The 25,327-nt window shown below is 70.5% G+C and carries 24 protein-coding genes; 20 read left to right on the top strand and 4 right to left on the bottom strand.

Translation table 11 applies throughout. The features are described from left to right. The first annotated feature begins 217 nt into the window (after window positions 1–217). Both FHU39_RS17315 and FHU39_RS17310 read left to right on the top strand, forming a co-directional pair. Window positions 218–1,351: a sensor histidine kinase gene (locus FHU39_RS17315; RefSeq protein ID WP_183321923.1), complete on the top strand. Its 1,134-nt coding sequence runs from the start codon at window positions 218–220 to the stop codon at window positions 1,349–1,351. Continuing rightward, window positions 1,348–2,043, top strand: a complete 696-nt coding sequence (locus tag FHU39_RS17310; protein ID WP_343065966.1) for a response regulator — start codon at window positions 1,348–1,350, stop codon at window positions 2,041–2,043. Before FHU39_RS17315 ends, FHU39_RS17310 begins: the two co-directional genes overlap by 4 nt. A 177-nt stretch (window positions 2,044–2,220) precedes the next feature. On the opposite strand, the gene FHU39_RS17305 is transcribed toward FHU39_RS17310, so the two are convergent. Then, window positions 2,221–3,810: an amidohydrolase gene (locus FHU39_RS17305; RefSeq protein ID WP_343065964.1), complete on the bottom strand. Its 1,590-nt coding sequence runs from the start codon at window positions 3,808–3,810 to the stop codon at window positions 2,221–2,223. Window positions 3,811–3,950: 140 nt separating this feature from the next. Here FHU39_RS17305 and FHU39_RS17300 point away from each other — a divergent pair, with 140 nt between their 5' ends. From FHU39_RS17300 to FHU39_RS17230, 15 genes are all read left to right on the top strand, one after another. Next, window positions 3,951–5,132 carry a sunset domain-containing protein gene (locus tag FHU39_RS17300; RefSeq protein ID WP_183321919.1) on the top strand — a complete coding sequence of 394 codons (1,182 nt, stop codon included), beginning with the start codon at window positions 3,951–3,953 and terminating at the stop codon, window positions 5,130–5,132. Between the two features lie 158 nt (window positions 5,133–5,290). Next, on the top strand, window positions 5,291–6,094 hold the full coding sequence (locus FHU39_RS17295; protein WP_343065963.1) for a CPBP family intramembrane glutamic endopeptidase: 804 nt from the start codon (window positions 5,291–5,293) through the stop codon (window positions 6,092–6,094). A gap of 37 nt (window positions 6,095–6,131) precedes the next feature. Continuing rightward, entirely contained in the window at window positions 6,132–6,857 is a 726-nt protein-coding gene (locus FHU39_RS17290; RefSeq protein WP_246336694.1) for an ABC transporter ATP-binding protein, read from the top strand. Further along, on the top strand, window positions 6,857–8,191 hold the full coding sequence (locus FHU39_RS17285) for a hypothetical protein (protein WP_183321917.1): 1,335 nt from the start codon (window positions 6,857–6,859) through the stop codon (window positions 8,189–8,191). The genes FHU39_RS17290 and FHU39_RS17285 overlap by 1 nt, the downstream gene beginning before the upstream one ends. Window positions 8,192–8,275: 84 nt before the next feature. Next, window positions 8,276–8,956 (top strand): acetate uptake transporter, encoded by a 681-nt coding sequence (locus FHU39_RS17280; RefSeq protein ID WP_343065962.1) that lies wholly within the window; start codon window positions 8,276–8,278, stop codon window positions 8,954–8,956. A 24-nt stretch (window positions 8,957–8,980) separates the two neighbouring features. Beyond that, the gene (locus FHU39_RS17275) at window positions 8,981–10,129 is read left to right on the top strand and encodes a GAF domain-containing protein (RefSeq protein ID WP_183321913.1); all 1,149 of its coding nucleotides are present in this window, start codon (window positions 8,981–8,983) and stop codon (window positions 10,127–10,129) included. Beyond that, window positions 10,108–10,761, top strand: a complete 654-nt coding sequence (locus FHU39_RS17270) for a response regulator (protein ID WP_221185658.1) — start codon at window positions 10,108–10,110, stop codon at window positions 10,759–10,761. The genes FHU39_RS17275 and FHU39_RS17270 overlap by 22 nt, the downstream gene beginning before the upstream one ends. Before the next feature lie 81 nt (window positions 10,762–10,842). Then, window positions 10,843–12,375, top strand: a complete 1,533-nt coding sequence (locus FHU39_RS17265; RefSeq protein WP_183321911.1) for an AMP-binding protein — start codon at window positions 10,843–10,845, stop codon at window positions 12,373–12,375. A gap of 423 nt (window positions 12,376–12,798) precedes the next feature. Beyond that, a complete protein-coding gene (locus tag FHU39_RS17260; RefSeq protein WP_221185656.1) occupies window positions 12,799–13,728 on the top strand; it encodes a MurR/RpiR family transcriptional regulator in 930 nt (309 codons plus the stop codon). Window positions 13,729–13,730: 2 nt separating this feature from the next. Next, window positions 13,731–14,633: an N-acetylmuramic acid 6-phosphate etherase gene (gene murQ / locus FHU39_RS17255; protein ID WP_183321907.1), complete on the top strand. Its 903-nt coding sequence runs from the start codon at window positions 13,731–13,733 to the stop codon at window positions 14,631–14,633. A gap of 62 nt (window positions 14,634–14,695) precedes the next feature. Further along, entirely contained in the window at window positions 14,696–16,183 is a 1,488-nt protein-coding gene (locus FHU39_RS17250) for a long-chain-fatty-acid--CoA ligase (protein ID WP_183321905.1), read from the top strand. Window positions 16,184–16,220: 37 nt separating this feature from the next. Beyond that, window positions 16,221–16,661: a MarR family winged helix-turn-helix transcriptional regulator gene (locus tag FHU39_RS17245; RefSeq protein WP_183321903.1), complete on the top strand. Its 441-nt coding sequence runs from the start codon at window positions 16,221–16,223 to the stop codon at window positions 16,659–16,661. A gap of 27 nt (window positions 16,662–16,688) precedes the next feature. Beyond that, complete coding sequence (locus tag FHU39_RS17240) at window positions 16,689–17,741, top strand: App1 family protein phosphatidate phosphatase (protein ID WP_183321901.1); 1,053 nt, start codon at window positions 16,689–16,691, stop codon at window positions 17,739–17,741. Then, a complete protein-coding gene (locus tag FHU39_RS17235) occupies window positions 17,734–18,588 on the top strand; it encodes a DNA-formamidopyrimidine glycosylase family protein (protein WP_183321900.1) in 855 nt (284 codons plus the stop codon). The genes FHU39_RS17240 and FHU39_RS17235 overlap by 8 nt, the downstream gene beginning before the upstream one ends. 165 nt (window positions 18,589–18,753) lie before the next feature. Next, window positions 18,754–19,083 carry a rhodanese-like domain-containing protein gene (locus tag FHU39_RS17230; RefSeq protein ID WP_183321898.1) on the top strand — a complete coding sequence of 110 codons (330 nt, stop codon included), beginning with the start codon at window positions 18,754–18,756 and terminating at the stop codon, window positions 19,081–19,083. Window positions 19,084–19,122: 39 nt separating this feature from the next. On the opposite strand, the gene FHU39_RS17225 is transcribed toward FHU39_RS17230, so the two are convergent. Beyond that, window positions 19,123–19,755 (bottom strand): TetR/AcrR family transcriptional regulator C-terminal domain-containing protein, encoded by a 633-nt coding sequence (locus tag FHU39_RS17225; protein ID WP_183321896.1) that lies wholly within the window; start codon window positions 19,753–19,755, stop codon window positions 19,123–19,125. A 70-nt stretch (window positions 19,756–19,825) separates the two neighbouring features. On the opposite strand from FHU39_RS17225, the gene FHU39_RS17220 reads away from it, so the two are divergent. After that, complete coding sequence (locus tag FHU39_RS17220) at window positions 19,826–20,773, top strand: quinone oxidoreductase family protein (protein WP_183321894.1); 948 nt, start codon at window positions 19,826–19,828, stop codon at window positions 20,771–20,773. A gap of 60 nt (window positions 20,774–20,833) precedes the next feature. Next, window positions 20,834–21,682: a pyridoxal kinase PdxY gene (gene pdxY, locus FHU39_RS17215; protein ID WP_183321893.1), complete on the top strand. Its 849-nt coding sequence runs from the start codon at window positions 20,834–20,836 to the stop codon at window positions 21,680–21,682. A 63-nt stretch (window positions 21,683–21,745) separates the two neighbouring features. Here the strand turns inward: pdxY and FHU39_RS17210 are convergent, their stop codons facing one another. Beyond that, window positions 21,746–22,969: an MFS transporter gene (locus FHU39_RS17210; RefSeq protein ID WP_183321891.1), complete on the bottom strand. Its 1,224-nt coding sequence runs from the start codon at window positions 22,967–22,969 to the stop codon at window positions 21,746–21,748. Window positions 22,970–23,003: 34 nt separating this feature from the next. Then, complete coding sequence (gene ppk2 / locus FHU39_RS17205; protein ID WP_343065961.1) at window positions 23,004–23,861, bottom strand: polyphosphate kinase 2; 858 nt, start codon at window positions 23,859–23,861, stop codon at window positions 23,004–23,006. A gap of 268 nt (window positions 23,862–24,129) precedes the next feature. Here ppk2 and FHU39_RS17200 point away from each other — a divergent pair, with 268 nt between their 5' ends. Beyond that, window positions 24,130–25,152 (top strand): zinc-dependent alcohol dehydrogenase family protein, encoded by a 1,023-nt coding sequence (locus FHU39_RS17200; RefSeq protein WP_183321889.1) that lies wholly within the window; start codon window positions 24,130–24,132, stop codon window positions 25,150–25,152. The last annotated feature ends 175 nt before the right edge of the window (window positions 25,153–25,327 follow it).

The raw sequence follows: 25,327 nt of genomic DNA, 5'->3' as shown, positions 1-25,327 counted from the left end.
ATCTCCTTGTCGTTGAGTCGTGTTCGGTCGGTTTCGACCGACTCGTCATACCGTGGCGTGCGGGCTGCGAGCGTGCGTCTGCCTGGGGGAGGAAACCGCACTGCCCGCGGGTATGACGCCGCACGCGTCCCGTCTCCACCCACGGGTGGACGCGGGTCAACCGGAAACCGATGCACGCAGCGACCGGCGGCGGGACCATGTCGGAATGGACCGACCGATGCGACCGTCGCGCTTCGACCTGGCGCTGAGCGGGCTGCTCACCGCGTGGGCCGTTGCCGAGGTGCTGCTGACGCCCGCCCTGGAGCCGAAAGCCGTTGCGCTCACGGCGGAAGTGGCGATGGCGGCGGCGCTCACGTTCCGGCGGGTCAGGCCGCTCCCCACGGTCACGGTGGTTGCTGCGGCCGGCTGCCTCGACACGCTCGGCGGAGTCCCGCTGGACCAGGGGATGATGGTGATCGTCGCGCCGATCGTGGCGCTCTACACGGTGTGTGCGTGGGCGTCGACGCGTGACGCCTTCGTCGCGGTGGCCATCTTCCTCACGGCGTTCGGGATCCAGACCTGGTCCTTCCGCAACGGGATCGGCAACTTCCTCTTCGGCCTGGTCTTCGTCGTCGCAACACTGGTCGCCGGACTCACCATCCGGGCGCGGACCCGCGAGGCGGAGCAGACACGCGAGGCGGCCGTTCGCCGGGAGACACAGTTGGAGTTGGAGGCGCGCGACGCGGCGGATCGTGAGCGCACCCGGATCGCCCGCGAATTGCACGACGTCATCTCGCACTCGGTCACCGTCATGGTGGTCCAGGCGGGTGCGGCCGAACGGGTGAGCGGGGCGAACCCGGCGGCGATGGAGGCGATGCGGAACATCCAGCACGTCGGCCGGCAGGCGCTCGGCGAGCTGTCCGGATTGCTCGGCGTGCTGCGTGACGGCGACGAATCCGTCGGGATGGGACCGCAACCCGGGCTCGACGCGCTGCCGGAGCTCTTCGACCGTTCCGCGGCCGCAGGGGTGACGGTGGCTGCGTCCATCGGGCCCGAGCTGGCGCGCCGGCTGCCGGTCGGGCCGCAGCTTGCCACCTTCCGGATCCTGCAGGAGGCTCTGACCAACGTGCGCAAGCACTCCCTGGCCACGTCGGCGCGGGCGGAGGTGCGGCTCGTCGACGGAGTGCTGCGGTTGACCGTCGCCGACGACGGGCCGGCACGCAGCGACGGCCCTCCCGCACCCGGCGGCGGCTTCGGGCTTCGGGGGGCGGTCGAGCGCGCCAAGGTGTACGGCGGGACGGTCGACGCCGGGTGCACCCCGACCGGCGGCTTCCGGGTGTGCGCAGCCATTCCCGTGCAGGAGTCCCGGTGACGGCCGGCGGCGCGCTGCGAGTGGTCATCGCCGACGACCAGGCGCTGGTGCGTGCCGGTTTCCGGATGATCCTGGACAGTGATCCCGGCATCGAGGTGGTGGCGGAGGCCGAGGACGGTCGTGCGGCGGTGGCGGCGTGCAGCGACCACGGTCCGGACGTGGTGCTGATGGATCTGCGGATGCCGGGGATGGACGGGGTCGAGGCGACGCGGACGTTGCACGCTGCGGGCTCACCGGTGCGGGTGCTGGCGCTCACGACCTTCGACACCGATCGCCACGTCTATGCCGCGCTGCGCGCCGGCGCGGCCGGATTCCTGCTCAAGACGGCGCCTCCGGACCGGTTGATCGACGCCGTCCGGCAGGTCGCCGCCGGCGACGCGTTGCTGGCGCCCAGCATCACGCGCCGGCTGATCGAGGACTTCACCCGTCGCCCGCCTCCGGGTGACGAGGCGGCGAGCGGTGCGCTCGCGGCTCTCACCACCCGTGAGCGGGAAGTGCTCCGAGAGGTGGCGCACGGACGGTCGAACGCGCAGATCGCCCAGCTGCTCTTCGTCTCCGAGGGCACGGTGAAGACGCACCTCAACCGCATCCTCGCCAAGCTCGACGCACGGGACCGCGCGCAGGCGGTGATCGCGGCATACGAAGCAGGGCTGGTGCGCCCCGGCGACCACCCCCACCCCTCCCGCGAGTGACGGCTCCCTCGCCGGTTGACGGTGCGATATCACCGTCAACCGGCGAACTGACCGTCGCTCGGCGCGGCCGGCGACGAGTTCATCCGGGCCGCCTGACCGGGCCCGGTCGACCAACGGACCGGGGACCAGGTCCCCTGGACGCACTGGACGGCACCACCGACGCCCATCCGGTGGGAACTAATCGCGCTGCCAGCGGGTTTCGCCGCCCACGACGGACTGCAGCACCTGCGTGTTGCGGATGCGCAGCGGCTCGTCCGTGAGGATCGCGGGGTCGGTGATGTCGGTGTCGACGGCGATGAAGTCCGCGAGCTTCCCGGGAGTGAGGGTGCCCCGGTCGTCGGCGGTCCCGGTGAGCTTGGCGGCACCCGTGGTGAACGCGGCGATCGCCTCGGCGACGGTGATCCGCTCGGCGGGCTGGAAACCGCCCTCGGGCGATCCGTCATCGCGCTGGCGGGTCACTGCGGCATGGATGCCGTGGAACGGATTTGCTTCCTCGACAGGCGCATCCGAGCCGAACGCCAGGTCGGCGCCGGAGTCCAGCACGCTGCGCCAGCCGTACCCGACCAGGTCGTGCCCGGACAGCAACGCGTTGACCAGGTCGATGTCGCTCGTGCAGTGCGTCGGTTGCATCGAGGCGGTGACCTGCAACCGGCGCAGCCGCGCCACGTCGGCCGGCTGCAGGAACTGGGTGTGCTCGATGGACAGCGGCAGGGTCGTGCCGGTGTCCCGCCGGACCTCCTCGAACACGTCCAGCACCGTGTGGTTCGCCTGGTCGCCGATCGCGTGGATCGCCACCGCGATACCGGCATCCACGGCCGCGCGCGCGGCGTCATACAACTGCTCGTGGGTCAGCACCGCCATCCCGAGGTTGGCGGGGTCGTCGGCGTACCCCTGGCTGAGATGTGCGCTGCGTGACCCGAGCGCGCCATCGCTGAAGAGCTTCACCGGGCCGCAGCGCAGCCAGTCGTCGCCGTCGCCGGTGTGCCGCCCCTCGGCGATCGCCGACTCGAGCGCATACATCGGGATCCCTTTGACGACACGGATCTTCAGCTTCCCCGCGTCCTTGATGGACAGGTATGCCGCCCGCGCCTCCTCCCCGTTGAGGTCGGTCACCGCCGTCAGCCCGATCGACAGGAAATGCTCCTGGGCGGCGAGCAACGCGCTGGCCAGGTCCTCCTCGTCGTCCCCGTCGATGCTGTCGATCGGCTGCTGTGCCGTCTCACGCAGGATGCCGGTCGGGTTGCCGGCCGCGTCGCGCACCGCCATACCGCCCGGCGGGTCCGGCCAGGCCGCATCGATCCCGGCCCGGCGCATCGCTTCGGAGTTGGCCCACATGGTGTGGCCGTCGATGCTGTCCAGGGCGATCGGGTGATCACCGCTGACGGTGTCCAGGTCGGCCGCGGTCGGCTGCACCGGCTCGGCCCACTTGTTGCTGTCCCACCGACCGCCGAAAACCCATGCGCCGGAAGGCAGTGCGCTCACGTGTTCCTTGACCGTCGCCAGCGCGTCCGCGAGCGACCGCGCACCGCGCAGATCGACCGCAGCCAGTGCGCGCGCCACACCGGCGGTGTGGATGTGGGCGTCGTGCAGTCCGGGCATCACCAGTGCGCCGGGCAGGTCGATCGTCGCCGACGGAGAGTGGGTGGCGACGAGATCGCCATACGTGCCGATGGCCGTGATGTGGTCGCCCTCGACCAGGAGACCCGTGACGAACGGCTGCTCCGCGCTGCCGGTGTAGATGCGCGGGTGACGGAAGAGTGTTGACACGGCGGCCAGCATAGGGAGGGACCAGCCCCGGCGGTGTGCTTACCCGGCCGTAACGCCGTCTACCCGTAGTGTGATCACCGGCGGCGGTCGGGCTCGGTCGGCGTTCGCCGGTGTTCTTCAGGAAAAGGGGTCGGTCGGAAATGGTTTGGATCTGGATCATCGTCGCGATCGTCGTGATCGCACTGATCGTGTGGTTCCTGCTGTCGCGCAGGAAGGGCGCACAGGTGGCTGCCGGGCAGGCGCCCGTGGGGCGTCACATCGCGGCGAGCCACCGTGCCACGGAGACGAGCGAAGCCGGGACGAAGGCCGCGGACGAGCAACCGGTGTTCGACCAGGAGGCCGGGGGCGACGCCGCGACGGCGGCCGACCCGCACGAGGCCGCGACCCAGGCGATACCGGTGACCGGCGGCGACGACGCCGATGGCGAAGGTGCCGGTGAGCCGGAGCCCGTGCTGCACACCACCGGGTCGACCGGTGAGGAGCAGGTGGTCGCCAGTGGCAGCGCCGCCGCCGATGCCGACGCCGCGGACCGGGCGGCCACCGACGCGGAGATCGCGGCCGAGAACGACGACCCCGTCGCGCGCCCGGCGGATGCCCCGCCGGAGAGCGCCGCAGCGGCGGCCCATCACGAGGACACCGAGTTCGCGGACACTCCCGTGGAGCATCCGGTGGAGGGCGAGGTCGCCTCGGCGCAGTCCGACGACGAGGGCACCCCTGCCTCCGCGGAGGATGAGGACGAGGACCTCGGTCGGCCCGCGGACGCCGGGGAGGAGGCGGACGCCGAGCAGGCCGACGCGGAGACCACGGATACGGAAGCCACGGATGCGGGAGCCGCCGACGACAGCCCGGTGGAGACTCCGGCGGATGAGGAGCCGGTCGCTGCCGAGGCGGACGAGCAATCGGACGCACCAGGCGAGGACACACCCGACCAGGACGAAGCCGGCGAAGAGGCGCCCGGCGAAGAGGCGCCGGCCGAAGCCGCATCCGACGACGACGCACCGGTGAGTGCCTCGGCCGGCCAGGCCGCCGGGTATGCCGTCGCTCGCGCCGACGACAGCGCGCCCACCCCCGGGGCCGACCCGATGACGGAGCGGTTCGGCGCCGGGGCCGTGTCGCCGCGGCCGGACGGATCCGCACCGGAGGGCCACCCCATCAAGGGCAACGCCGACTCGATGCTCTTCCACACACCGGACAGCCCCCGGTATGACGCGACGAATCCGGCCGTGTGGTTCGCCGACGAGGCCGCGGCGACCTCCGCCGGCTTCGCGCACTGGGACCGCACGAAGCGTGGCGGCGCCATACCCGCAGCGACCACGGAGTAGCCGTTGACGGCCGAACCGGCCGTTGACTGCGATATTGCGCCGTCAGCCGGTGGTTCGAGCGTCAACGGGCGCGACACGCCGAGCCCGCGGAGCCGCGCTCAGCGGAGCCGCACCTGCGCCCACCCAGCCTCAGGTGGTTATATGGCCGGGTGACGGCCGTGACGCGTGAAGTTCGCACGCTCTGGCGCGGACCGCTCGCGGTGCCGTCCACCACGCTGCGCCGCCCCGTGCTGGTCTCCGAGACGGCCCTGGTGTTGCTGCTCAGCCTCGGCGCGTCCGCGATCTACTCGATCCTGTCGATCATCCGTGACCTGCAGTCCCACGTCGCGCTCAACCAGCAGACGTCGTCGCTGAACAGTTCGCAGGCGACGCAGTCCTGGCTCGACCTGACCTACCAGCTGGTCGGTGTCGCGCTCGGCGTGGTGCCGGCGCTGCTCGCCATCCACCTGCTGGCCCGCGAGATCCCGCGCGCGAAGCGCTACCTCGGCATCGACGCCACCCGGTGGCGCTCCGATCTCGCCTGGGGCGCCGGGATGGCGGCGCTGCTCGGCATACCCGGCCTGGGCCTGTATGTCGCCGCACGTGATCTCGGTTTCAACACGACCGTCGTCGCGGCGGATCTGGGCAGCCACTGGTGGGTCACCCCCGTCCTGCTGCTGTCCGCGGCGCAGAACGCGATCGTCGAAGAGGTCGTCATGATCGGCTACCTCTACACGCGCTGGACGCAGGCCGGGTGGGCGTTGCCCGTGGTGATGGTCTGCTCGGCGGTCATCCGCGGCAGCTACCACCTCTACCAGGGGTTCGGCGGTTTCGCCGGGAACATCGTGATGGGGCTGGTCCTCGGCACCGTCTACCTACGCACCAGGAGAGTGCTTCCGTTGATCATCACCCATACGATCCTGGACTCCGTCGCGTTCGTCGGCTACGCGCTGCTGGTGAACCACGTGGGGTGGCTGCAATGAGCGCCGGCCGGGGCGAGGGAGAGGCGCGGCGGCGAGCATGAGCAAACGCAAGGGCTCGAAGCCACCGGCGAGCAAACAGCCGAGGACACCGGCACCCGAGCAGCCGGCGGCGCCGGTCAAGGGAGCGCTGTTCCGGCAGATCAAGGCCGACAAGGTCACCTGCGTCCAGGGCGAGGTGACGATGCTGCCGCCCACCTCGCTGACCGTGAGACCCGGTGAGAACGTCGCCATCCTGGGCGCCAACGGTGCCGGTAAGACGACGTTCCTGCGCGTGCTGACCGGCAACCTGCAGCCCACCGGTGGCACGGTCACCATGGACGACCTGCCGATCGACGAGCGTGATCCGGCGACCCGTCGGGTGATCGCGCCACTGATCGGGCCGGTCGCCGGTTACCGGGACCTGACCGTCGCCGACCACCTGATCCTGATCGACCAGACCTGGGGCGGTGACCGGGACGGTGCCGGTGAACGCATCGCAGCGGTGCTCAACCGGTTGGACATCCTGCAGTTCGGCAACCGCTATCTGGCCGAACTGTCCTCGGGCCAGCGGCAACTCGTCGAGCTGGCGATGGTGCTGCTGCGACCGTCCGGGCTGCTGGTGCTCGACGAGCCGGAGCAGCGCCTGGACGAGGAGCGCCGAGCCCTGCTCGGTGAGGTCCTGCAGGAGCGCGCCGCCGCCGGCGGCGCCGTCGTGTGGGTGTGTCACGACAAGACGCTCGCGGAGACCGCGACCCGCACCGTGCGTTTCCCGCAGGGCAAGTGATGGCGGCCAAGGCGACCCCGGCGGAGCGCGAAAGGCTCTCGGACGCCTACGAATTGCGCTACCGCGGCGAGGGCGGCCCGATGTCCTCCTCGCTGTTCGGCGCCTACCTCGCGGCGCTGGTCGGCACGGTCTACGGGTCGATGCTCGCGCACTACGTCTTCGGCGAATGGCCGGGGATCACGCGCTTCTTCGAGCAGCAGCCGTTCGCCACGATCGGCATCGCCGTCCTCGTGGTGCTGGTGATCGCCGCCGTCGCCTTCAAGGTCGGCTCCGCGCGCGGGCCGGTGCTCCCCGAGCCCGGGCACATCGAATTCGTGGTGGCCACGGACCTGCCCAGGCGACTGACCCTGCGCGACTCCTGGTGGGGCAGCCAGCTGATGGTGATGACCGCGTGCCTGTGTCTCGGCGTGGCCGTCCCGATCGGGTTCGCCATGTCGCAGGGCAACCCGCTGGCGCTGGCGATCGGTGCGGTCATCGGGCTGCTCGGCGGCCTGCTGATCGTGCAGTCCTGGCTGCGCGGTCAGGCGCGTGGGCACGCGCCGATCGGGGGTATGGCGAGCTGGCCGCTCGTCGAGGCGCTGCCCGCCCCGGTGCTGCTGCGCCAGTCGCTGCTGTCCGAGGCGGTGACCTCCTCGCTCATCGTCTCCGACACCCGGCGGGCCCGGGCGCAGGCGTTCTCGCTGAAGCTGCGTCACACGCCCGAGCGCATCCGGATCGCCGGACCGAACGTCACGGTGATCCTGGCCGACGTCTACGGCATCCTGCGGACCTGGACCTCCTCGCTCGGCTGGGCGGTGCTCGAGGTGATCGCGCTCGTCCTCGTCGGGCTGCACGCCGTGCAGAACGCCGACTCACCGCTGCTGCTGCCGATCCTGCTGGTCGCCGCGCACATCGCGACGACCGGCCTCACCCGGGGCCTGCAGGGACAGGCCGCCGCCGCTGGCGACCAGTCGCTGCTCGGGCTGTCCTGGATGCACGAGGCGATCCTGCACCTGGCACCGGTGGCCGTCCTGCAGTTCGTCGTCGTGACCGTCGTCGGCGCGGCGACCGGGTCCGGGTCGAGCGCCGCGGCATACGGCCTCGGCGCCGCCCTGCTGGTCAGCGGCGGCCAGCTGCTCTACGCGCACAAGGGCCCGGCACCTGGCGGGCTGATGGGCACCGGACCCGGCCGAGGCATGGGCGTCCTGTGGACGATGCACCCCGGGATCGTGGTGCTGGCAGGCGGTTTCGCCGCGACCCTGTCGCCCAGCACCGCCGTGATCGCGGGCGCGGTCGCGCTGGCCATCGGCTACGCCCGTAGCTCGGCGGCGTTCGCGCCGGCGCGGATCCACTGACCCGCCATACCCCTGCCGCAACGGTCTCTTCCGCGTCTCACCTCCATCTGGAGGTAGTGGGGGTGACGTGGCGCACGTCACAGTGTGCCCGTCACATCCCCGGAGAACGGAAGTTCGCATGACCACTCTGACCGAACGCGAGGCCGTCGAGCAGCTGGCACCAGCGCCCCTGCCCGACCCGCGATGGCCGATCCCGGAGCCTGGGCGGTCCTCGCCTTCTCCACCAACTCGTTCATGCTCGGCCTCTACAACGCGCAGCTCGTCGACGCGAACGGCGCCGCGATCGTCATCCCGATGGCGTTCCTCTTCGGCGGCCTGGTGCAGGTGGTCGTCGCCGTCCTGGAGGTGATCCGCGGCAACCTGTTCGGCGCGGTCGTCTTCGGCAGCTACGGACCGTTCTGGATCATCTACGGGCTGATCGAGGAGCGGTATGCCGGCAAGGTGGCCTCCGCCGGCGCCGCGGTGAAGGACCAGCTCGCGGTCAGCAGCGCGCTCACCGTGTTCCTGGCGATGTTCGCGATCCTGACGTTCTTCTTCCTCATCGCCTCGCTCAGGACCGACATGGTGCTGGTGGCGGTCTTCGCGCTGCTGCTGGCGGCGTTCGTGCTGCTGGCGCTCGGCATCCACTCCGGCAACACCGGCCTGGAGAAGACGTCCGGCTGGTTGACGCTGATCTTCGCCGTGCTCGGCTGGTACCACGGAGCCGGTGGTCTCATCGCAGCGACCTTTGGGCGCAAAGTCCTGCCCGTGGGCCCGCTTTCCTAGGACCGGCACCGGATACTGAGCGTCGTGGGCGAACCCAGCCAGGAGGCCGCGTGGCGTGCTGACGCCATGCGGGACCTCCTGCTCTCCTACCGGGAGCTGGTGCTGTCCCTGGACCAGGACCGGATCCTGCACGCGGCCGTCGAGCGGGCCCGCTCCGGCCTCGGCACGGCCATCGCGCTCGGTGGCCGGGTCGAGGACGGTGACCTGCTCGTGCTGCGGCACTGGTCCGGCACCGAGACCCCCAGCCTGCACGACCTGGTCGTCCCGGTCGGTCTCGGGCTGGGCGGCAAGGCGAGCGCGACCGGCCGCCCCCAGGTGGTCGCGCACTACGTCAAGTCCTCCCGGATCACCCACCACTTCGACGCGCCCGTCGCCGACGAGGGCGTGCACACCATGGCGGCCGTCCCGATCGAGGCCGCCGACGGCACCCGGTCCGTGGTGTATGTCGGCCACCGCGACCGGTTGACCGCCACCGACCGGCTGATGGGGCAGTTCGAACAGCTCGGCACGGCGACCTCGCTCGCGCTCGACGTCGCGCAGCAGGTGCGCACCGAGCGGACCAAGGCGGTCAGCGGCACCCGGCAGGAGCTGGCCCTCGACCTGCACGACAGCGTCGGCGCGTTGCTGTTCCGGATCGGCGTGGAGATCCGCGACCTGGCCGGCAGCCCGGGCTGCTCCGAGCAGGTCAGCGACCGGCTGAAGGACATGGAGAACCGCATCGGCGAGGCGGCGATGGGGTTGCGGGAGTGCGTGGCCGGGCTGCGCCGGGACCGCGACGACTCCTCCGCCGACCTGCGCACGGCGCTGTCGGCGGACTGCGCCGCCTACCAGGAGCGCTGCGGGGTGACGACCCGGCTGGTGGCGCTGTCCGCCATACCGCCGCTCGACGACCTGCGCGCCGCGTGCCTGCGCCGGTGCGTGCGCGAGTCGCTGCTCAACGTGGAGAAGCACGCCGACGCGTCCTGCGTGGTGGTCAGCCTCGCGGCACAGGACGACGGGGTGCTGATCGCGGTGTCCGACGACGGGGCCGACCCGCCGTCGGACACCCGGCAGCCGGGGATCGGGATCGCCTCGCTGACAGAGGAATTCGGCCGCCTCGGCGGCTGGTTCGAGTTCGTCCACGAGGCGGGTGAAGGCGGCACCGCACGCGGTTGGCTGCCGCAGGACACGTGACCGGCGGCACGGTCACGGTGTATGTCGTCGACGACCACCCGCTGGTCAGCGGCGGCGTCGAGACGCTCTTCGCGCACGCACCCGACCTGCAGGTGGTGGGCCGTGCGGCGACCTCCGACGCCGCGATCCCGGAGGTGGGCCGGCTGCGGCCGCAGGTCGTGCTGCTCGACCTGAGCATGCCCGGCACGACCGGCTCGGAGGCGGTACGCCCGCTGCTCGCCGCATCGCCGGGCAGTCACGTGGTCATCTTCACGGCATACAGCGACCATCCGGCGGTCGGCAGGGCGCTCGCGGCCGGTGCGCACGGCGCGCTGCTCAAGGACGCCGCCTCTGGTGACCTGGTGTCGGGGCTGCGCCGCATCTGTGCCGGTGAGGTGGTCCTCGACCCCCGGCTGGACCCGACCGGGAGCGTCGGCGAACTGCAGGAGGCGCTGCGTGCCGCGGGAATCACCGAGCGGGAGTACGACGTGCTGCTGCAGGTCGCCCGGGGCCGGACCAACCCGGAGATCGGGGAGGTGCTCGGCATCACCCGCAACACGGTCAAGGCCTACCTGCAGAGCTGCATGCGCAAGCTCGGTGCCCGCAACCGCATCGAGGTCATCACCCGCGCCAGCGAGAAACGGCTGCTCTGACCTACCCAGATGGGGGTGCCGCGCGGCGCGCAGGACCGGTGTAATCCACCTCACACCCATGCAAGTCCGTTGGAGGTTCTGGTGTTCTACCCGCTGACCGTGCGCGATTTCCTCGACCGCGCCGCCCATGTCTACCCCGACCGGATCGGCGTCGTCGACGAACCGGACCAGCCGGCCCCCTCGCTCGGTTCGCTGACCTACCGGCAGCTGGCCGCCGACGCGGCCGCGCAGGCGGCCCGGCTCGACGAGCTCGGCGTGCCGGTCGGTGGCCGGGTGGCCGTCATCTCGCAGAACTCCGCCCGGCTGATGACCTCGTTCTTCGGCGTGAGCGGCTGGGGCCGGGTGCTGGTGCCGGTGAACTTCCGGCTGGCGCAGCCGGAGCTGGACTACATCGTCGCGCACAGCGGGGCGCAGGTCGTGTATGCCGACCCCGAGCTCGCGGACAAGCTGGCCGCGATCGACGCGCCGCACAAGTTCGTGCTCGGCGAGGACGACGGGGACCTGTACTCCCGCGGCGCCGAACCCCGCCCGTGGGAGGCACCGGACGAGGCGGCGACCGCGACGATCAACTACACCTCCGGCACCACGGCCCGGCCCAAGGGCGTCCAGCTCACCCACCGCAGCCTGTGGCTGAACGCCACCACCTTCGCGCTGCACTCGACCGTCACCGACCGCGACGTCTACCTGCACACACTGCCGCAGTTCCACGTCAACGGCTGGGGTATGCCGTACGCGGTGACCGGGCTCGGCGGCCGGCACATCATGCTGCGCAAGGTCGACGGCCCGGAGATCCTGCGGCGCGTCGAGGAGCACGGCGTGACGTTGATGTGCGCCGCACCCGCGGTGATCAACGCGGTCCTCGACGCCGCGCAGGACTGGGACGGTCCCGTCCCGGGGCGGGACCGGGTGCGCGTCATCTGTGCCGGCGCGCCGCCGCCGTCCCGGACCATCGAGCGGGTCATGAACGAGCTGGGCTGGGAGTTCCTGCAGATCTACGGGCTCACCGAGACCTCCCCGGTGATCACCATCAACCGGGCCCGCGCCGAGTGGGACGACCTGCCGACGACCGAGCGCGCCCGGCGGCTGATGCGGGCCGGCGTCCCGGCGCTCGGCTGCCGGATGGCCATCGACACCGACGGCGAGGTGCTGTCGGCGTCCAACCACAACCTGGACGGCTACTGGGAGCAGCCGGACGCCACCGCGAAGGCGCAGGAGGGCGGCTGGTTCCACACCGGGGACGGCGGCTACCTGGACGAGGACGGCTACCTGGTCATCTCCGACCGGAAGAAGGACGTCATCGTCTCCGGTGGCGAGAACGTCTCCTCGATCGAGGTCGAGGACGCGTTGACGTCGCACGACGCCGTCCGCGAGGTGGCCGTGATCGGCATACCCGACGCGAAGTGGGGTGAACGCGTCATCGCGCTGGTCGTCACCGACGACGACGAGCTGACCGGCGAGGCCCTGATCGCGCACTGCCGGGACCGCCTCGCCGGCTACAAGTGCCCCAAGCAGATCGACTTCGTCGCCGAACTGCCGCGCACCGCGACCGGGAAGCTGCAGAAGTTCAAGCTGCGGGAGCCGTACTGGGCGGGCCGCGAACGCGCCGTGAGCTGAGCACGGCGACAACGAGGGACCCAGCCGGGTGCAGTGGCCCGGCTGGGTCCCTTGCTGTCCGGATCCGGGCAGGGTAGTCGTTTTCAGGGATTTCCCAGAGTGCGGTGAATTTTGCAATTTCGTGCCGGGACGCGCGACGGAGCATGCACTATTGGTCATGCGTTTGACGCTGGCGCCCGACCCGGGGTTGTCGTCCGCTGTTGCCGATCGCACGCCCCGACCGATCGCATCGAATGAACAGGCATGGACCAACCACCGCACACACCGACCTATGTGAATCATTTTCATTTCCTGGCACACTGCTGGCATAAGGTTTCCGTACGGTGACTACAGTGACGAGCAACAACGGCAGGAGGTTCGGGGCTACCACAGACCGCAGAGCGCACCTCGCCACGTCGCGCGCCGATGCTCGAAAGGGACGTCATGGCCAAGGATTCCAGTGACCTGAAGGCAGACCCCACCCGTGACGTCCTCGTGCGCATGAGGTCGTCGCTCCCGCAGTTGCAGCCTGCCGAGCACCGCGTCGCCGAGGTGGTGCTGAAGGATCCGGCGGCCGCCGCTCAACTGTCGATCACCGAGCTGGCGTCCCGTGCGGACACCTCCGTCGCGACGGTGGCCCGGTTCAGCCACAGTGTCGGTTTCGGCGGGTACCCGCAGCTGCGGCTGGCGCTCGCCGGCGCGGCCGCCCGCGAGTCGGCGCTCGGCGGCCCCGCCCGCAAACCGCCCGCCGACCTGGACGAGGCGGAGTCGACCGAGGACATCGTCGCCGCGATCGTGCACCACGAGGTGCGTGCCCTGCAGGAGACCGCCGAGCACCTGGACCTGACGGCCCTCGACGCGGCGATCGCGGCGGTGGCCGCGGCGGACCGGGTCGAGATCTTCGGTGTCCAGGCGAGCGGCCTGGTCGCCACGGACCTGCAGTACAAGCTGATCCGGGCGGGCCGGATCGCCTTCGCCTGGACCGAGTTCCACAGCGCGATGACGTCGGCGGTGCTGCTCGGCGCGGGCGACGTCGCGATCGGCATCTCGCACTCCGGCGCCACCCTGGACGTGATCGAGACGCTGGCCGCAGCCAAGGAGGCGGGCGCGACGACGATCGCCATCACCAACTTCTCCGGCGCCCCCATCGTCGACCACGCCGACATCGTGCTGACCACCGCCGCGCGCGAGACGGCGTTCCGGTCCGGCGCCCTGGCCAGCCGCACCGCCCAGCTGGCCGTTGTCGACTTCCTCTTCGTCGGCGTCGCGCGGACCTCGCTGGAGGCGACCACCGAGGCGCTGACCCGCACCTACCAGGCGGTCCGGGACGGCAAGTCGTTCAAGCGGCGCCGGTCGGCCGGGAGGGGCAAGTAGCGATGAACCTCGGGGACCTGGGCACCGAGGCGCGCAATCCGCGCAGCGTCGGCCTGGACGCGATGGACACCGTGCAGGTGCTCGAGCTGATGAACGACGAGGACCGGACCGTCGCCGTTGCGGTCCGGCACGCGCTGCCGGAGATCGCCAAGGCGGTTGACCTGATTGCTGACTCGCTGGGTTCGGGCGGCCGGCTGATCTACCTGGGCGCAGGCACCAGCGGCCGGCTCGGGTTGCTGGACGCCGTCGAGTGCCCGCCGACCTTCGACACCGACCCCGGCCAGGTGACGGCGCTGCTCGCCGGCGGCGAAGGCGCCTTCGTCGAGGCCGTCGAGGGCGCCGAGGACGACGTCGAGACAGCGGCCGCCGACGTCGACGGCCTGGGGGTGGGGCCGCACGACACGGTGGTCGGGATCGCGGCGAGCGGGCGCACGCCATACGTCATCGGCGGCCTGCGCCGAGCCCGCGAACGCGGCGCGCACACCGTCGCGCTCGCCTGCAACACCGGCTCGCTGATCGGCCGGGAGGCACGGGTCGCGATCGAGGTGGCCACGGGTCCCGAGGTGCTCACCGGCTCCACCCGGCTGAAGGCCGGCACGGCCCAGAAGATGGTCTGCAACATGCTGTCGACGGCCGCCATGGTGCGGATCGGCAAGACCTACGGCAACTTCATGGTCGACATGCGCCCGACCAACGCCAAACTGGTCGACCGCGCCCGCCGGATCGTCGCGGCGGCCACCGAGGTGGACGAGATCACCGCCGCCACCGCGCTGGAGCGCGCGGGCGGCCGGACCAAGGTCGCGGTCGTCATGCTGCTGGCCGGGGTGGACGTGGATCGCGCCGAGCGGCTGCTGGAGGTGGGCGGCGGGAGTGTGTCGACGGCCGTCGCGGACCGCGCCAGCTGAACGCCCGCCCATTTGTGGCACATCCTGTGACCGGCGTCACGTCCGCGTTCTACAGTTGCGGCATGACGAACCTCGCGGCCAATCTCGCCACTACCGCCGAGCAGCACCCGGACGCGCTCGCGGTCAAGCTCGACGACTTCGAGCTCACCTACGCCCAGTTGCGGGACGCGGCCGCGAAGTTCGCCGGCAAGCTGGCCGCGCGCGGCGTACGGCCCGGTGACCGCATCGCACTGTCCCAGCCCAACCTGCCGACCTTCCCGGTGATCTTCTACGGCGCCCTGTGGGCGGGCGCGACCGTCGTGCCGATGAACCCGCTGCTCAAGCCCCGCGAGGTCGCCTACTACCTGTCCGACTCCGGTGCCTCGGTGATGTTCGGTATGCCGGGCGACGGCCAGGCGGGCGCGCAGGAGGCGGGCACCGACTACGAGGTGGTTGACGGGAGCAGTGGCGGTGGGGCCGGGCTGCTCGGTGACGCCGACCCGCTGCCCGAGCCGGTCGAGCGCGCCGACGACGACACCGCGGTCATCCTCTACACCTCCGGCACGACGGGCCTCCCGAAGGGCGCCGAGCTCACGCACCACAACTTGGACGACAACGCCCGGATGGTCGCGGCGCAGTTGGTGCCGATCGCGCCGGGTGACATCGTGATGGGCTGCCTGCCGCTGTTCCACGTCTTCGGTCTCACCTGCGGACTCAACACCGCCGTGGTCTCCGGCGCCGCGATCACCCTGATCCCGCGCTTCGATCCGGCGAAGGTGCTGGAGATCATGCAGCGCGACCGGACCACGGTCTTCCAGGGTGTGCCGACGATGTACAACGCGATGCTTGCGGCGGCCGCCGACCGGGACGTCGACCTGTCGTCGCTGCAGACCTGCTGCTCCGGCGGGGCGTCGCTGCCCGGCGAGGTGATGCGCAAGTTCGAGGACCGCTTCGGCGCCAAGATCCTGGAGGGGTACGGACTGTCCGAGACCTCGCCGGTCGCGTCGTTCAACCTGCCGGACCGGCCGCGCAAGGTCGGCTCGATCGGGGTGCCGCTCAAGGGTGTCGAGATGCGGCTCGCCGAGTCCGACGGCTCGGACACCCCGGAGGGTGGGATCGGCGAGATCGCGATCCGGGGCGACCTGATCATGAAGGGCTACTGGGGCCGGCCGGAGGCGACGGCGTCCGCGATCCGCGACGGGTGGTTCTACTCCGGCGACCTGGCCAAACAGGACGAGGACGGCTACTTCTTCATCGTCGACCGCGCCAAGGACATGATCATCCGCGGCGGCTACAACGTCTATCCGCGCGAGGTCGAGGAGGTGCTCTACGAGCATCCGGACGTGGTCGAGGCCGCAGTCGTCGGGGTGCCGCACGAGCACTACGGCGAAGAGGTTGCGGCCTATGTCGTGCGGGCTCCGGGATCAACACTCGACGCCGAGACGTTGATCGATTACGCGAAGGAGCGCGTGGCGGCATACAAGTATCCGCGGACGATCAGCTTCCTGGATGCGCTGCCCAAGGGCGCGACCGGCAAGATCCTCAAGCGCGAACTGCGCGACCCGGCCTAGGTTGACGCAACATAGCTTAGCTATGTAAACTACGCCCATGCACTCCGAAGGCGCCATTCCCGAGGGCGCGCGACTGCTCGCCGCGGTCGCCCGGCTGAACCGCTGGGCCACCCGCCACGCCGAGCTGGCCATCCCGCCCGCACAGGCCCGCCTGCTGTCGCTGATCGACGAGCTCGGCCCGGCGCGGATCGGCGAGCTGGCCAACGCCGACCACTGCAGCCAGCCCACCATGACCACCCAGGTGCAGCGTCTCGAGGCCGCCGGCTGGGCGAGCCGGTCGGCCGACTCCAGCGACGCCCGAGTCGCGCTGATCGAGCTCACCGTCGAGGGCCGGGAGCAGCTGGAGCGGCTGCGCGCCTCGCGTGCCGAGGCGCTGGCGCCCGAGGTCGCCCGCCTCAGCGAGCAGGAGCGGGACGCGCTGCGCAGTGCGACCGAGATCATCCTGCGGATCGTTCATCCCGGTGGGGCTGACCAGTAGTCACCCACGACCCGTAATCTGAGCGGTATGGCGAAAGTCCACCCTGCAGCGCGCGCCGAGGACGCGCTCAACGCCGTCGTCGCGCGGCGGTTGCGCAAGCGCGGGTGGCAGCGCCAGGTGCTGCCCTACATCGGGTATGCCGGGGAGGGTTTCGCCCGGGTGCTGGCGCGGGTCGTGCTGGGCCGGGACGGTCAGCCGACCACCGCCCCGAGTGCCGAGGAGGCCCCGATCCGGCGCGGTTTCAAGGTGTTCTTCACCGCGCCGCTCGCCGAGGTCGACGTGGTGGTGCGGTTCGGCTCCGCGAGTGCGACCGCGACGACCGACCGCGGCGGCTACCTCGACGTCGAGTTGGGCGCGCACGGTCTCGACCCCGGCTGGCACACCGCGACGATCGGCGTCGGCGACCTCGTCGTGGAGGCGCCGGTCCAGGTCGTGTCGCCGCAGACGCGCTTCGGCATCGTCAGCGACGTCGACGACACCTGCCTGGTGACCGCGCTGCCGCGGCCGATGATCGCGGCGTGGAACAGCTTCGTGCTGGAGGAGACCGCCCGCAAGGTGGTGCCGGGGATGCCGGCGATGTACCGCTCGCTGCTGGCGGCCCACCCGGGCGCGCCGATCATCTACCTGTCCACCGGCGCCTGGAACACCCAGCCGATCCTCACCCGCTTCCTGCGGCGGCACGGATTCCCTTCCGGCCCGGCGCTGCTCACCGACTGGGGCCCGACCGACGACAGCATCTTCCGCAGCGGGCAGGCGCACAAACGCGAGTCGCTGCGCCGGCTGGCCCGCGAGTTCCCGCACATCCAGTGGCTGCTGGTCGGCGACGACGGACAGCACGACCCGGTGATCTACGAGGAGTTCGCCGTCGAGCACCCGGACAACGTCTCCTGCATCGCGATCCGGCAGCTCACGGTGACCCAGCAGCTGCTGTCCCACGGTCACCCGCTGGTGCGTGACGAGCTGCGCGGCCGGCCGCTGCGGATGATGGTGTGCGAGGGCCCCGACGGCTTCACCCTGCACCGGCTGGTGCGCCGGGTGCTGGCCGACTTCGGCAGTGCGAGGAGTGATGCCGGTGCCTGAGCTGCCCGAGGTCCAGGGCCTGGTCGACTTCTTGGCGTCCCGTGTCGTCGGGCTGCCCGTCGCCCGGGTCGAGCTGGGCTCCTTCTCGGTGCTGAAAACCTATGATCCGCCGGTGGATTCGCTCGGTGGCCTGTCGGTGACGAACGTGACCCGGCACGGCAAGTGGGTCGACATCGACGTCGACGGCATCCACCTGGTCTTCCACCTGTCGCGCGCCGGCTGGCTGCGCTGGTCCGACGCGCTGCCGCAGACGGTCGTGCGGCCGGGCAAGTCACCGATCGCCCTGCGGATGCGGTTCGCCGACGACTCCGGCTTCGACCTGACCGAGGCCGGCACCCAGAAGCGGCTGGCCGTGCACGTCGTGCGCGACCCGTCGCAGGTGCCGGGCATCGCCTCGCTCGGGCCGGACCCGTTGTCGATCTCGCGGTCCGACTTCGCCGCGCTGCTCGCGGGTTCCCGGAGCCAGGTCAAGGGTCTGCTGCGGGACCAGTCGGTGCTCGCCGGGGTCGGCAACGCCTACTCCGACGAGGTGCTGCACGCCGCGAAGCTCTCGCCATACACCATCGCCGGGAAGCTGGACGAGGACCAGATCGACCGGCTGTATGCCGCGCTGCGCGACATCCTCACCGAGGCCATCGCGGCGGCGTCCGGCAAACCGGCGAAGGACCTGAAGGACGCCAAACGCGCCGGCATGCGGGTGCACGGGCGTACCGGCGAGAAGTGCCCGGTGTGCGGCGACGTGATCCGTGAGGTGTCGTTCGCCGACCGGTCGATGCAGTACTGCGCGACCTGCCAGACCGGCGGGAAGCCGCTGGCCGACCGGCGGATGTCGCGGCTGCTCAAGTGACGGCGCCACGCCTCTCTGCATTGACCGGATACCGGCCGCGCCCCCAGATTGACCGGCATACCCCGGCATCGAGCGGCGCACTGATTTCGTCCAATTTGATACGCCGGTCAATGCATGGGTATGCCGCTCGATCACGAAGCTTGCGGCATGGGCGAGGATGGACCCATGAGTGACACCACCACCCCCGAGCAGTTGGCCGATGACGCGGTCGTGGTCGACGTCCGCGAGCAGGACGAATGGGACGCCGGGCACGCGCCGGGCGCCATACACATCCCGCTGGGTGAGCTGCCTGCGCGGCTCGACGAGTTGCCCGAAGCCGACGAGCGCGACCCGCTGCCGATCATCTGCCGCTCCGGCAACCGGTCCGGCAAGGCGGTCGCCTGGCTGACCCAGCAGGGTTTCGACGCCGCGAACGTCGAGGGCGGCATGAAGCAGTGGGCGTTCGCCGGCAAGCCCGTCGTCACCGACTCCGGCGCCGACCCCCAGGTCATCTGACGCCCCTCTCACCTCCCGCGGGTGCCGGCTCGCCGGCCGTCACCCGGCGGTCGGGGTCGCCGCCAGCCCGGTGAGGAGTATGGCGAGCTGACGCTCGAAACGCGTGTCGCCCGCCTCGAAGATCACCCGCCCGGCCTCCCGGGTGAGCGGCGCGTCGGCGAGGGCGGCGTCGCGCTCGGCCAGTGAGTAGCGCTGCTCGCTGGACTGCGCCCGCTCCTGTTCCTCGATCACGAAGCCGACCACGAAGTTGGTGATCAGCTGCGCGGCGGTCACCATCTGCTCCAGCGTCAACCCGGCGTCCATGCCGGCCTGCAGCCACGGCTCCTGCGCGGTCAGCAGCGCCGGATCGGTCAGCCGCGTGCCGCTGAAGGTCCGCGCGCCGTCCCGGTGCCGGCTGTACTCCTCGCGCACCACCTGCGCGAACTCGCGCAGACTCCACGGCCAATCCTGTGCGCTGCCAGTGAAATCCAGCCGCCGGCTGATGCGGCGTTGGATCTCGGTGCCCATCTCGTCGAGCAGATCCTGCTTGCCCTTGACATGCCAGTAGAGCGCCGGCGGCTTGACGCCGAGGACGTCGGCGACGGCGCGCACCGTCAGCCCGTCGATGCCGCGCTCGTCGAGCACCTGGAGTGCCGCTTCGACCAGGTTCGCCCGGGATACACCTTTACTCATCACTTGACAGCTTAACGGCATTAAGGGAGTCTTTGGACATTCCTAATTTAACGTCGTTAAGGAGATCGACATGAAGGCGGCACTCGTGACCGAGCCCGGCGCTACGCCGGTGTGCGGCGACTTCCCTGATCCCGAACCCTTCGAGGGCTCCGCCGAGTTCGAGCTCGTCGGCGCCGGCATCCACCAGGTGGTGCGGTCGCTCGCCGCCGGGCGGCACTACGGCAGCGCCGGCAGCTACCCGCAGGTGGTCGGGGTCGACGCGGTGGCGCGGCGGGCCGACGGCGCGCTCGTCTACACGGGTTTCACCCGCGCGCCGTGGGGCACCATGGCCGAGCGGCTGGCAACACCCGGCGGGTTCGAGCTGCCGGACGGGGCGGACCCGCTGGCGGTGGCCGCCGGCGCCAATCCCGGCATGGCCGGCTACCTGCCGCTGCGGGCACGTCGCGCGGAGCTGGGGGCGTTGGGCACCGTGCTGGTGCTCGGCGCCACCGGTATGTCGGGTCGTATGGCGGTGCAGGCCGCGCGTCAGCTCGGCGCAGCCCGGGTGGTCGGCGTCGGTCGTGACCGGGAGCGGCTGGAGCAGGTGGCGTCGTACGGCGCGGTCCCGGTCGTGCTCGGCGACGACCCGGCGGGCGCGATCAGGGCCGGACTGGACGGCGCGGCACCGGACCTGGTGCTCGACTTCGTGTGGGGCGGTGTCGCCGAGGCGGCGTTCGACGCGCTCGGTCGCACCGGCCTGGACGAGGACAGCGCCGACATCACCTACACCCAGATCGGCGCGCTTGCCGGCCCGGACGCCGCCGTGCCGTCAACCCTGTTGCGCAGCAGGCGGATCCGCATCGTCGGCAGCGGCGCAGGTTCGGCCACCCAAGAAGCGATCATGACGGCATTGCCGGAGGTGATCGGCCTCATCGCGTCCGGTGTGCTGACGGTGCCCTACCGCAGCTTCTCCCTCGGTGAGGTCGACCGGGCCTGGGCGCACGCGGGCGGCGAGCGTGCGGTGGTGGTGCCCGGCTGAACCGTTGACTCGGCTGGTTGTCGCCTTCGTGTGCGGGGGCTGGCGCCATACACTGCCGCGGTGAACATTCTGTCGATTCAGTCCTCCGTTGCCTACGGTCACGCGGGCAACAGCTCGGCGGTGTTCCCGTTGCAGCGCCTCGGTTTCGAGGTGTGGCCGGTCTACACGGTGTACTTCTCCAACCACACCGGGTATGGCGAATGGCGTGGCCCGGTGTTCGAGCCGGAGACCGTCGCCGACGTGATCACCGGTATCGAGGAGCGCGGCGTGCTCGGCGAGTGCGATGCGGTGCTGTCCGGGTATCAGGGCGGCGAGCAGGTCGGTGCGGTCATCCTGGACGCGGTCGCCCGGGTGAAGGCGGCGAACCCGAAGGCGATCTATTGCGCGGACCCGGTGATGGGCGACGTGGAGCGCGGCTTCTTCGTGCGGCCGGGCATCCCGGAATTCATGCGTGACAAGGTGATTCCCGCCGCGGACATCGTCACGCCCAACCAGTTCGAGCTGGACTACCTGAGCGGAACCGAGGTGCGCACGGTCGACGGGCTGCTCGAGGCGGTCGACGCGCTGCGCGCTCGCGGCCCGCGCACCGTGCTGGTCACGTCGGTACAGACCGACCAGACCCCGGCCGACTCAGTGCAGCTCGCGGTCGTGACCGACGACGGTGCGTGGCTGGTGACGACACCGCTGCTGCCGATGTACGTGTCAGGTGCGGGTGACGCGACCGCGGCCATCTTCCTGGCCCGCTGGCTCACCGAGGACCCGGCCAAAGCCCTTGCCGACACGGCGGATTCGGTGTTCTCGATCATGGAACGCACCCACCAGGCGGGGAGCCGGGAGATCCAGCTGATCCAGTCGCAGGACGCGATCGCGCACCCGCAGGACCGCTTCGAGGTCGTGCGCCTGCGCTGACCCGCGCTTGGCCCATGCCAGAGGTGAGCCATGGCGCACCTCTGGCATGGGACGGTGACGACGTCAGTGGGTGTGGCGCAACATCTGCCAGGTCGACGCGACCGCGACGACGATGATCAGCGTGGCGAAGCTGACGACCAGGGTGACTGTCGGCACCCAGCTGAGCAGCACGCCGCAGGCGATGACCGGCAGGGTGATGCCTGCGTATGCCGCGAGGAACATCCCCGCGACCGTCTCGCCGCGGGCGGCCGGGTCCGCCATGCGGTTGGCGGCGGCGATGCTGGACGCGAAGATCAGCCCGATGCCGGCCCCGGCGATCACGCCGCCGACGGTGAAGACGGCCAGCGACGCGGCCACCGCACCGACCGCCACCAGGACCAGCCCGGCGACGATGAGGACGATGCCGGTCTGCAGCTTGGGGCGTGGGCGCAGCCCGTACAGCGCTACCTGGGAGACCGACGACGCACCCATGGCGCCGAAGACGACCGCGCCGGTGACGAACCGCGAGTCCTGGCGCATCACCTCCCCGAGCACGCTGCCGGTCAGCGAGGTGAAGAACCCCAGCACGGCGAACGACCCTGCCGCCGCCAGCCCAGTCGCGATGAATTCGCTTCGTACCTCTGGCGATACGCTCACGCGTTGCGGTCGGTATGCCGGCCGTGGCGTGGGCGAGTCAACGGTCTCCGGGGCAACGAACGCGATCGCGGCCACCAGCGCCAGCGCGACCAGGAAGGCGACGAACGGCAGCGTCAGCGGATCCGGCAGCCACTGGGTGAGTATGCCGCCGACCAGCGGTCCCAGTGCCAGTCCGCCGGTGTTGACCGCGCTCGCGACCAGGCTCGCGCGGCCACCGTCCTCGCCCGGAGCACCGATTCCGCGCAGCTCGGCGAGGTGTGCGGTCGCCGTCGACGTCAGTGCGCCGATGCCGGCACCACAGATGAATCGCGCGGTCAGCAGGCTGCCGACGTCCTTGAAGAACACGAAGATCAGACAGGAGACGAGCTCGGTGAGCACCGCGCCCAGCAGCACGCGGCGGCGCCCGAGGTAGTCCGAGACGTGCCCGCCGAAGTAGAGCCCTGCCATGACGCCGAAGCCGTAGGCCGCGAAGATCACTGTGATCATCAGGGTCGGGAAACCGTCGCGGGCCTGGTAGAGCCCGTACATCGGTGTCGGCACGGTTGTGAAGGACATGGTGGCCGCGAAGGCGACGGCGATCAGCCAGAACGCGCGCCGGTGACGGGCGCGGCCTCCCGGGGTGAGCGCAGTGTCGGGAGCGGCTGTCGTCATACCTCCATCGTGGTCTGCCAACGGGTTGAAGCTTTCAGCGGCCCGAGCGGTAGCCGCCCTGGAAGCCGTCCTCGCCCTCGTCGAGGATCTGTTTGGCCGAGCCGACGACCTTGGGGTCGGGGTAGCCGATCACGGCGCGATCCTTGCCCGGGTAGGGGAGGGTGTCGAGCACGTACCGGATCGCCTCGATGCGACCGCGCTTCTTGTCGTTGGACTTGATCACGGTCCACGGTGCCCACGCGGTGTCGGTGTGCTCGAACATCGCCTCCTTGGCCTGGGTGTAGGCGTTCCACTTGTCCAGGCTGGCGAGGTCGGTCGGGCTGAGTTTCCACTGTTTGACCGGGTCGGTGGCGCGGCGGTCGAACCGGGTGATCTGCTCCTGGCGGCCGACGGAGAACCAGAACTTGATCAGCCGGATGCCGCTGTTGACCCACATCTGCTCCAGGTGCGGGCAGGAGCGCATGAATTCGTCGTACTGACTGTTGGTGCAGTAGCCCATGACGCGCTCGACGCCGGCCCGGTTGTACCAGGAGCGGTCGAAGAAGACGATCTCACCGGCTGACGGCAGGTGGGTGACGTACCGCTGGAAGTACCACGCGGACTGCTCGCGTTCGGTGGGCTTTTCGAGCGCGACGACCGTGGCACCGCGAGGGTTGAGGTGCTCGGTGAAGCGTTTGATCGCGCCGCCCTTGCCGGCCGCGTCACGTCCCTCGAAGACGACGACGACCTTCTGACCGGTCTCCTTCACCCACGCCTGCATCTTGAGCAGCTCGATCTGCAGATCGCGTTTGAGCCGCTCGTACTCCTTGCGGGTCATCTTGGTGTCGTAGGGGTAGCCAGCCTTCCACGCATCGCCGCGCACAGCCGGCAGCTCGATCTCGGTTTCGCTCACCGGAAGAGTCTGGCAAATGAACGAGTATGCCGCGAGCGCCGCCCGCGAAGTTCACCTGCCGGTTACCTCCGCCCACCGCGCCGGCCAAGTCGAAACCCTGCGGGTCGAGCGGGGGAGTCCTGCGGGTCGAGTAGGGAAGCCCGCGGGTCGAGTAGGGCGAGCTTGCGAGCCGGTATCGAGACCCAGCCACCCGCGCGTCGATGCCCGCTTCTACCGCTGTCTAGTGTGAACGCCAGAACGCGACATACACACCGATGGAGGAGCTGCAATGCGTGGAGTGGTGCTGCACGGCCCGGGCGACGTGCGGGTCGAGGATCGCGACGACCCGACGATCGAACTGCCGACGGACGCGATCATCCGGCTCGCGGCGACGTGCGTGTGCGGGTCGGACCTGTGGTCCTACCGGGGTGTCAACGACATCAAGCGCCCGATCCCGATGGGCCATGAGTATGTCGGCGTGGTCGAGGAAGTCGGTGACGAGGTGTCGACGGTCGCGCCGGGCGACTTCGTGATCGGCTCGTTCATGGCGTCCGACGGGACGTGCGAGATCTGCCAGGCGGGATACCAATCCCGTTGTGTGCACGTGAAATCGGTGGGCGCGATCGGCACGCAGGCGGAGCGCGCTCGCATCCCGTGGGCCGACGGCACGCTCGTTGCCACACCCGGTGTGCCGGACCCGGATCTCGTCCCGTCGCTGCTCGCGGCGTCCGATGTGCTGGGCACCGGCTGGTTCGGGGCGGACGCGGCGGCGGTGGGGCCGGGCAAGACGGTCGCGGTCGTCGGTGACGGTGCGGTCGGGCTGCTCGGCATCCTGGCCGCCCGGGAGCTGGGCGCCGAGCGGATCATCGCGATGAGCCGGCACGAGCCGCGCCAGGCGCTCGCGAAGGAGTTCGGTGCGACCGACATCGTCGTCGAGCGCGGCGACGAGGGCGTCGGACGCATCAAGGAGCTCACGAACGGGTACGGAGCCCATTCGGTGATCGAAGCCGTCGGCACCCAGGAGTCGATGATGCAGGCGATCCGGTCGACCCGGCACGGCGGGCACGTCGGCTTCGTGGGTGTCTCGCACGGGGTGTCCCTGCCGGGCCAGGACCTGTTCTATTCCACCGTGCACCTGCACGGCGGCCCGGCGCCGGTGCGGCGCTACCTGCCGGACCTCATCGACCGCATCTGGAGCCGGAAGATCAACCCCGGCAAGGTTTTCGACCTCACCCTGCCGCTGGACGAGGCCGCCGAGGGGTATGCCGCGATGGACGAGCGGCGCGCCATCAAGACCCTCCTGACAGTCTGACCAACCGAAACGAGACTTCCCGCGGTGGTTGAGCGTGCCCTGAGTAGTCCGAGGCGCTAGCCGAGGACGTATCGAAGGGTAGGCCGGGGGAGCGAAGCGGAGGAGGACGTATCGAAAACCCCGCGGCCCACTCCGTGCAGCGTAACGAGATCCAGTCCGGGACAACGGAAGGAGC

The sequence above is a fragment of the Flexivirga oryzae genome (assembly GCF_014190805.1).
In the GTDB taxonomy this organism is placed as follows: Bacteria; Actinomycetota; Actinomycetes; order Actinomycetales; family Dermatophilaceae; genus Flexivirga; species Flexivirga oryzae.
The sequence above is the reverse complement of the archived record's forward strand: the minus strand, read 5'-3'. Positions and strand labels throughout refer to the sequence as shown.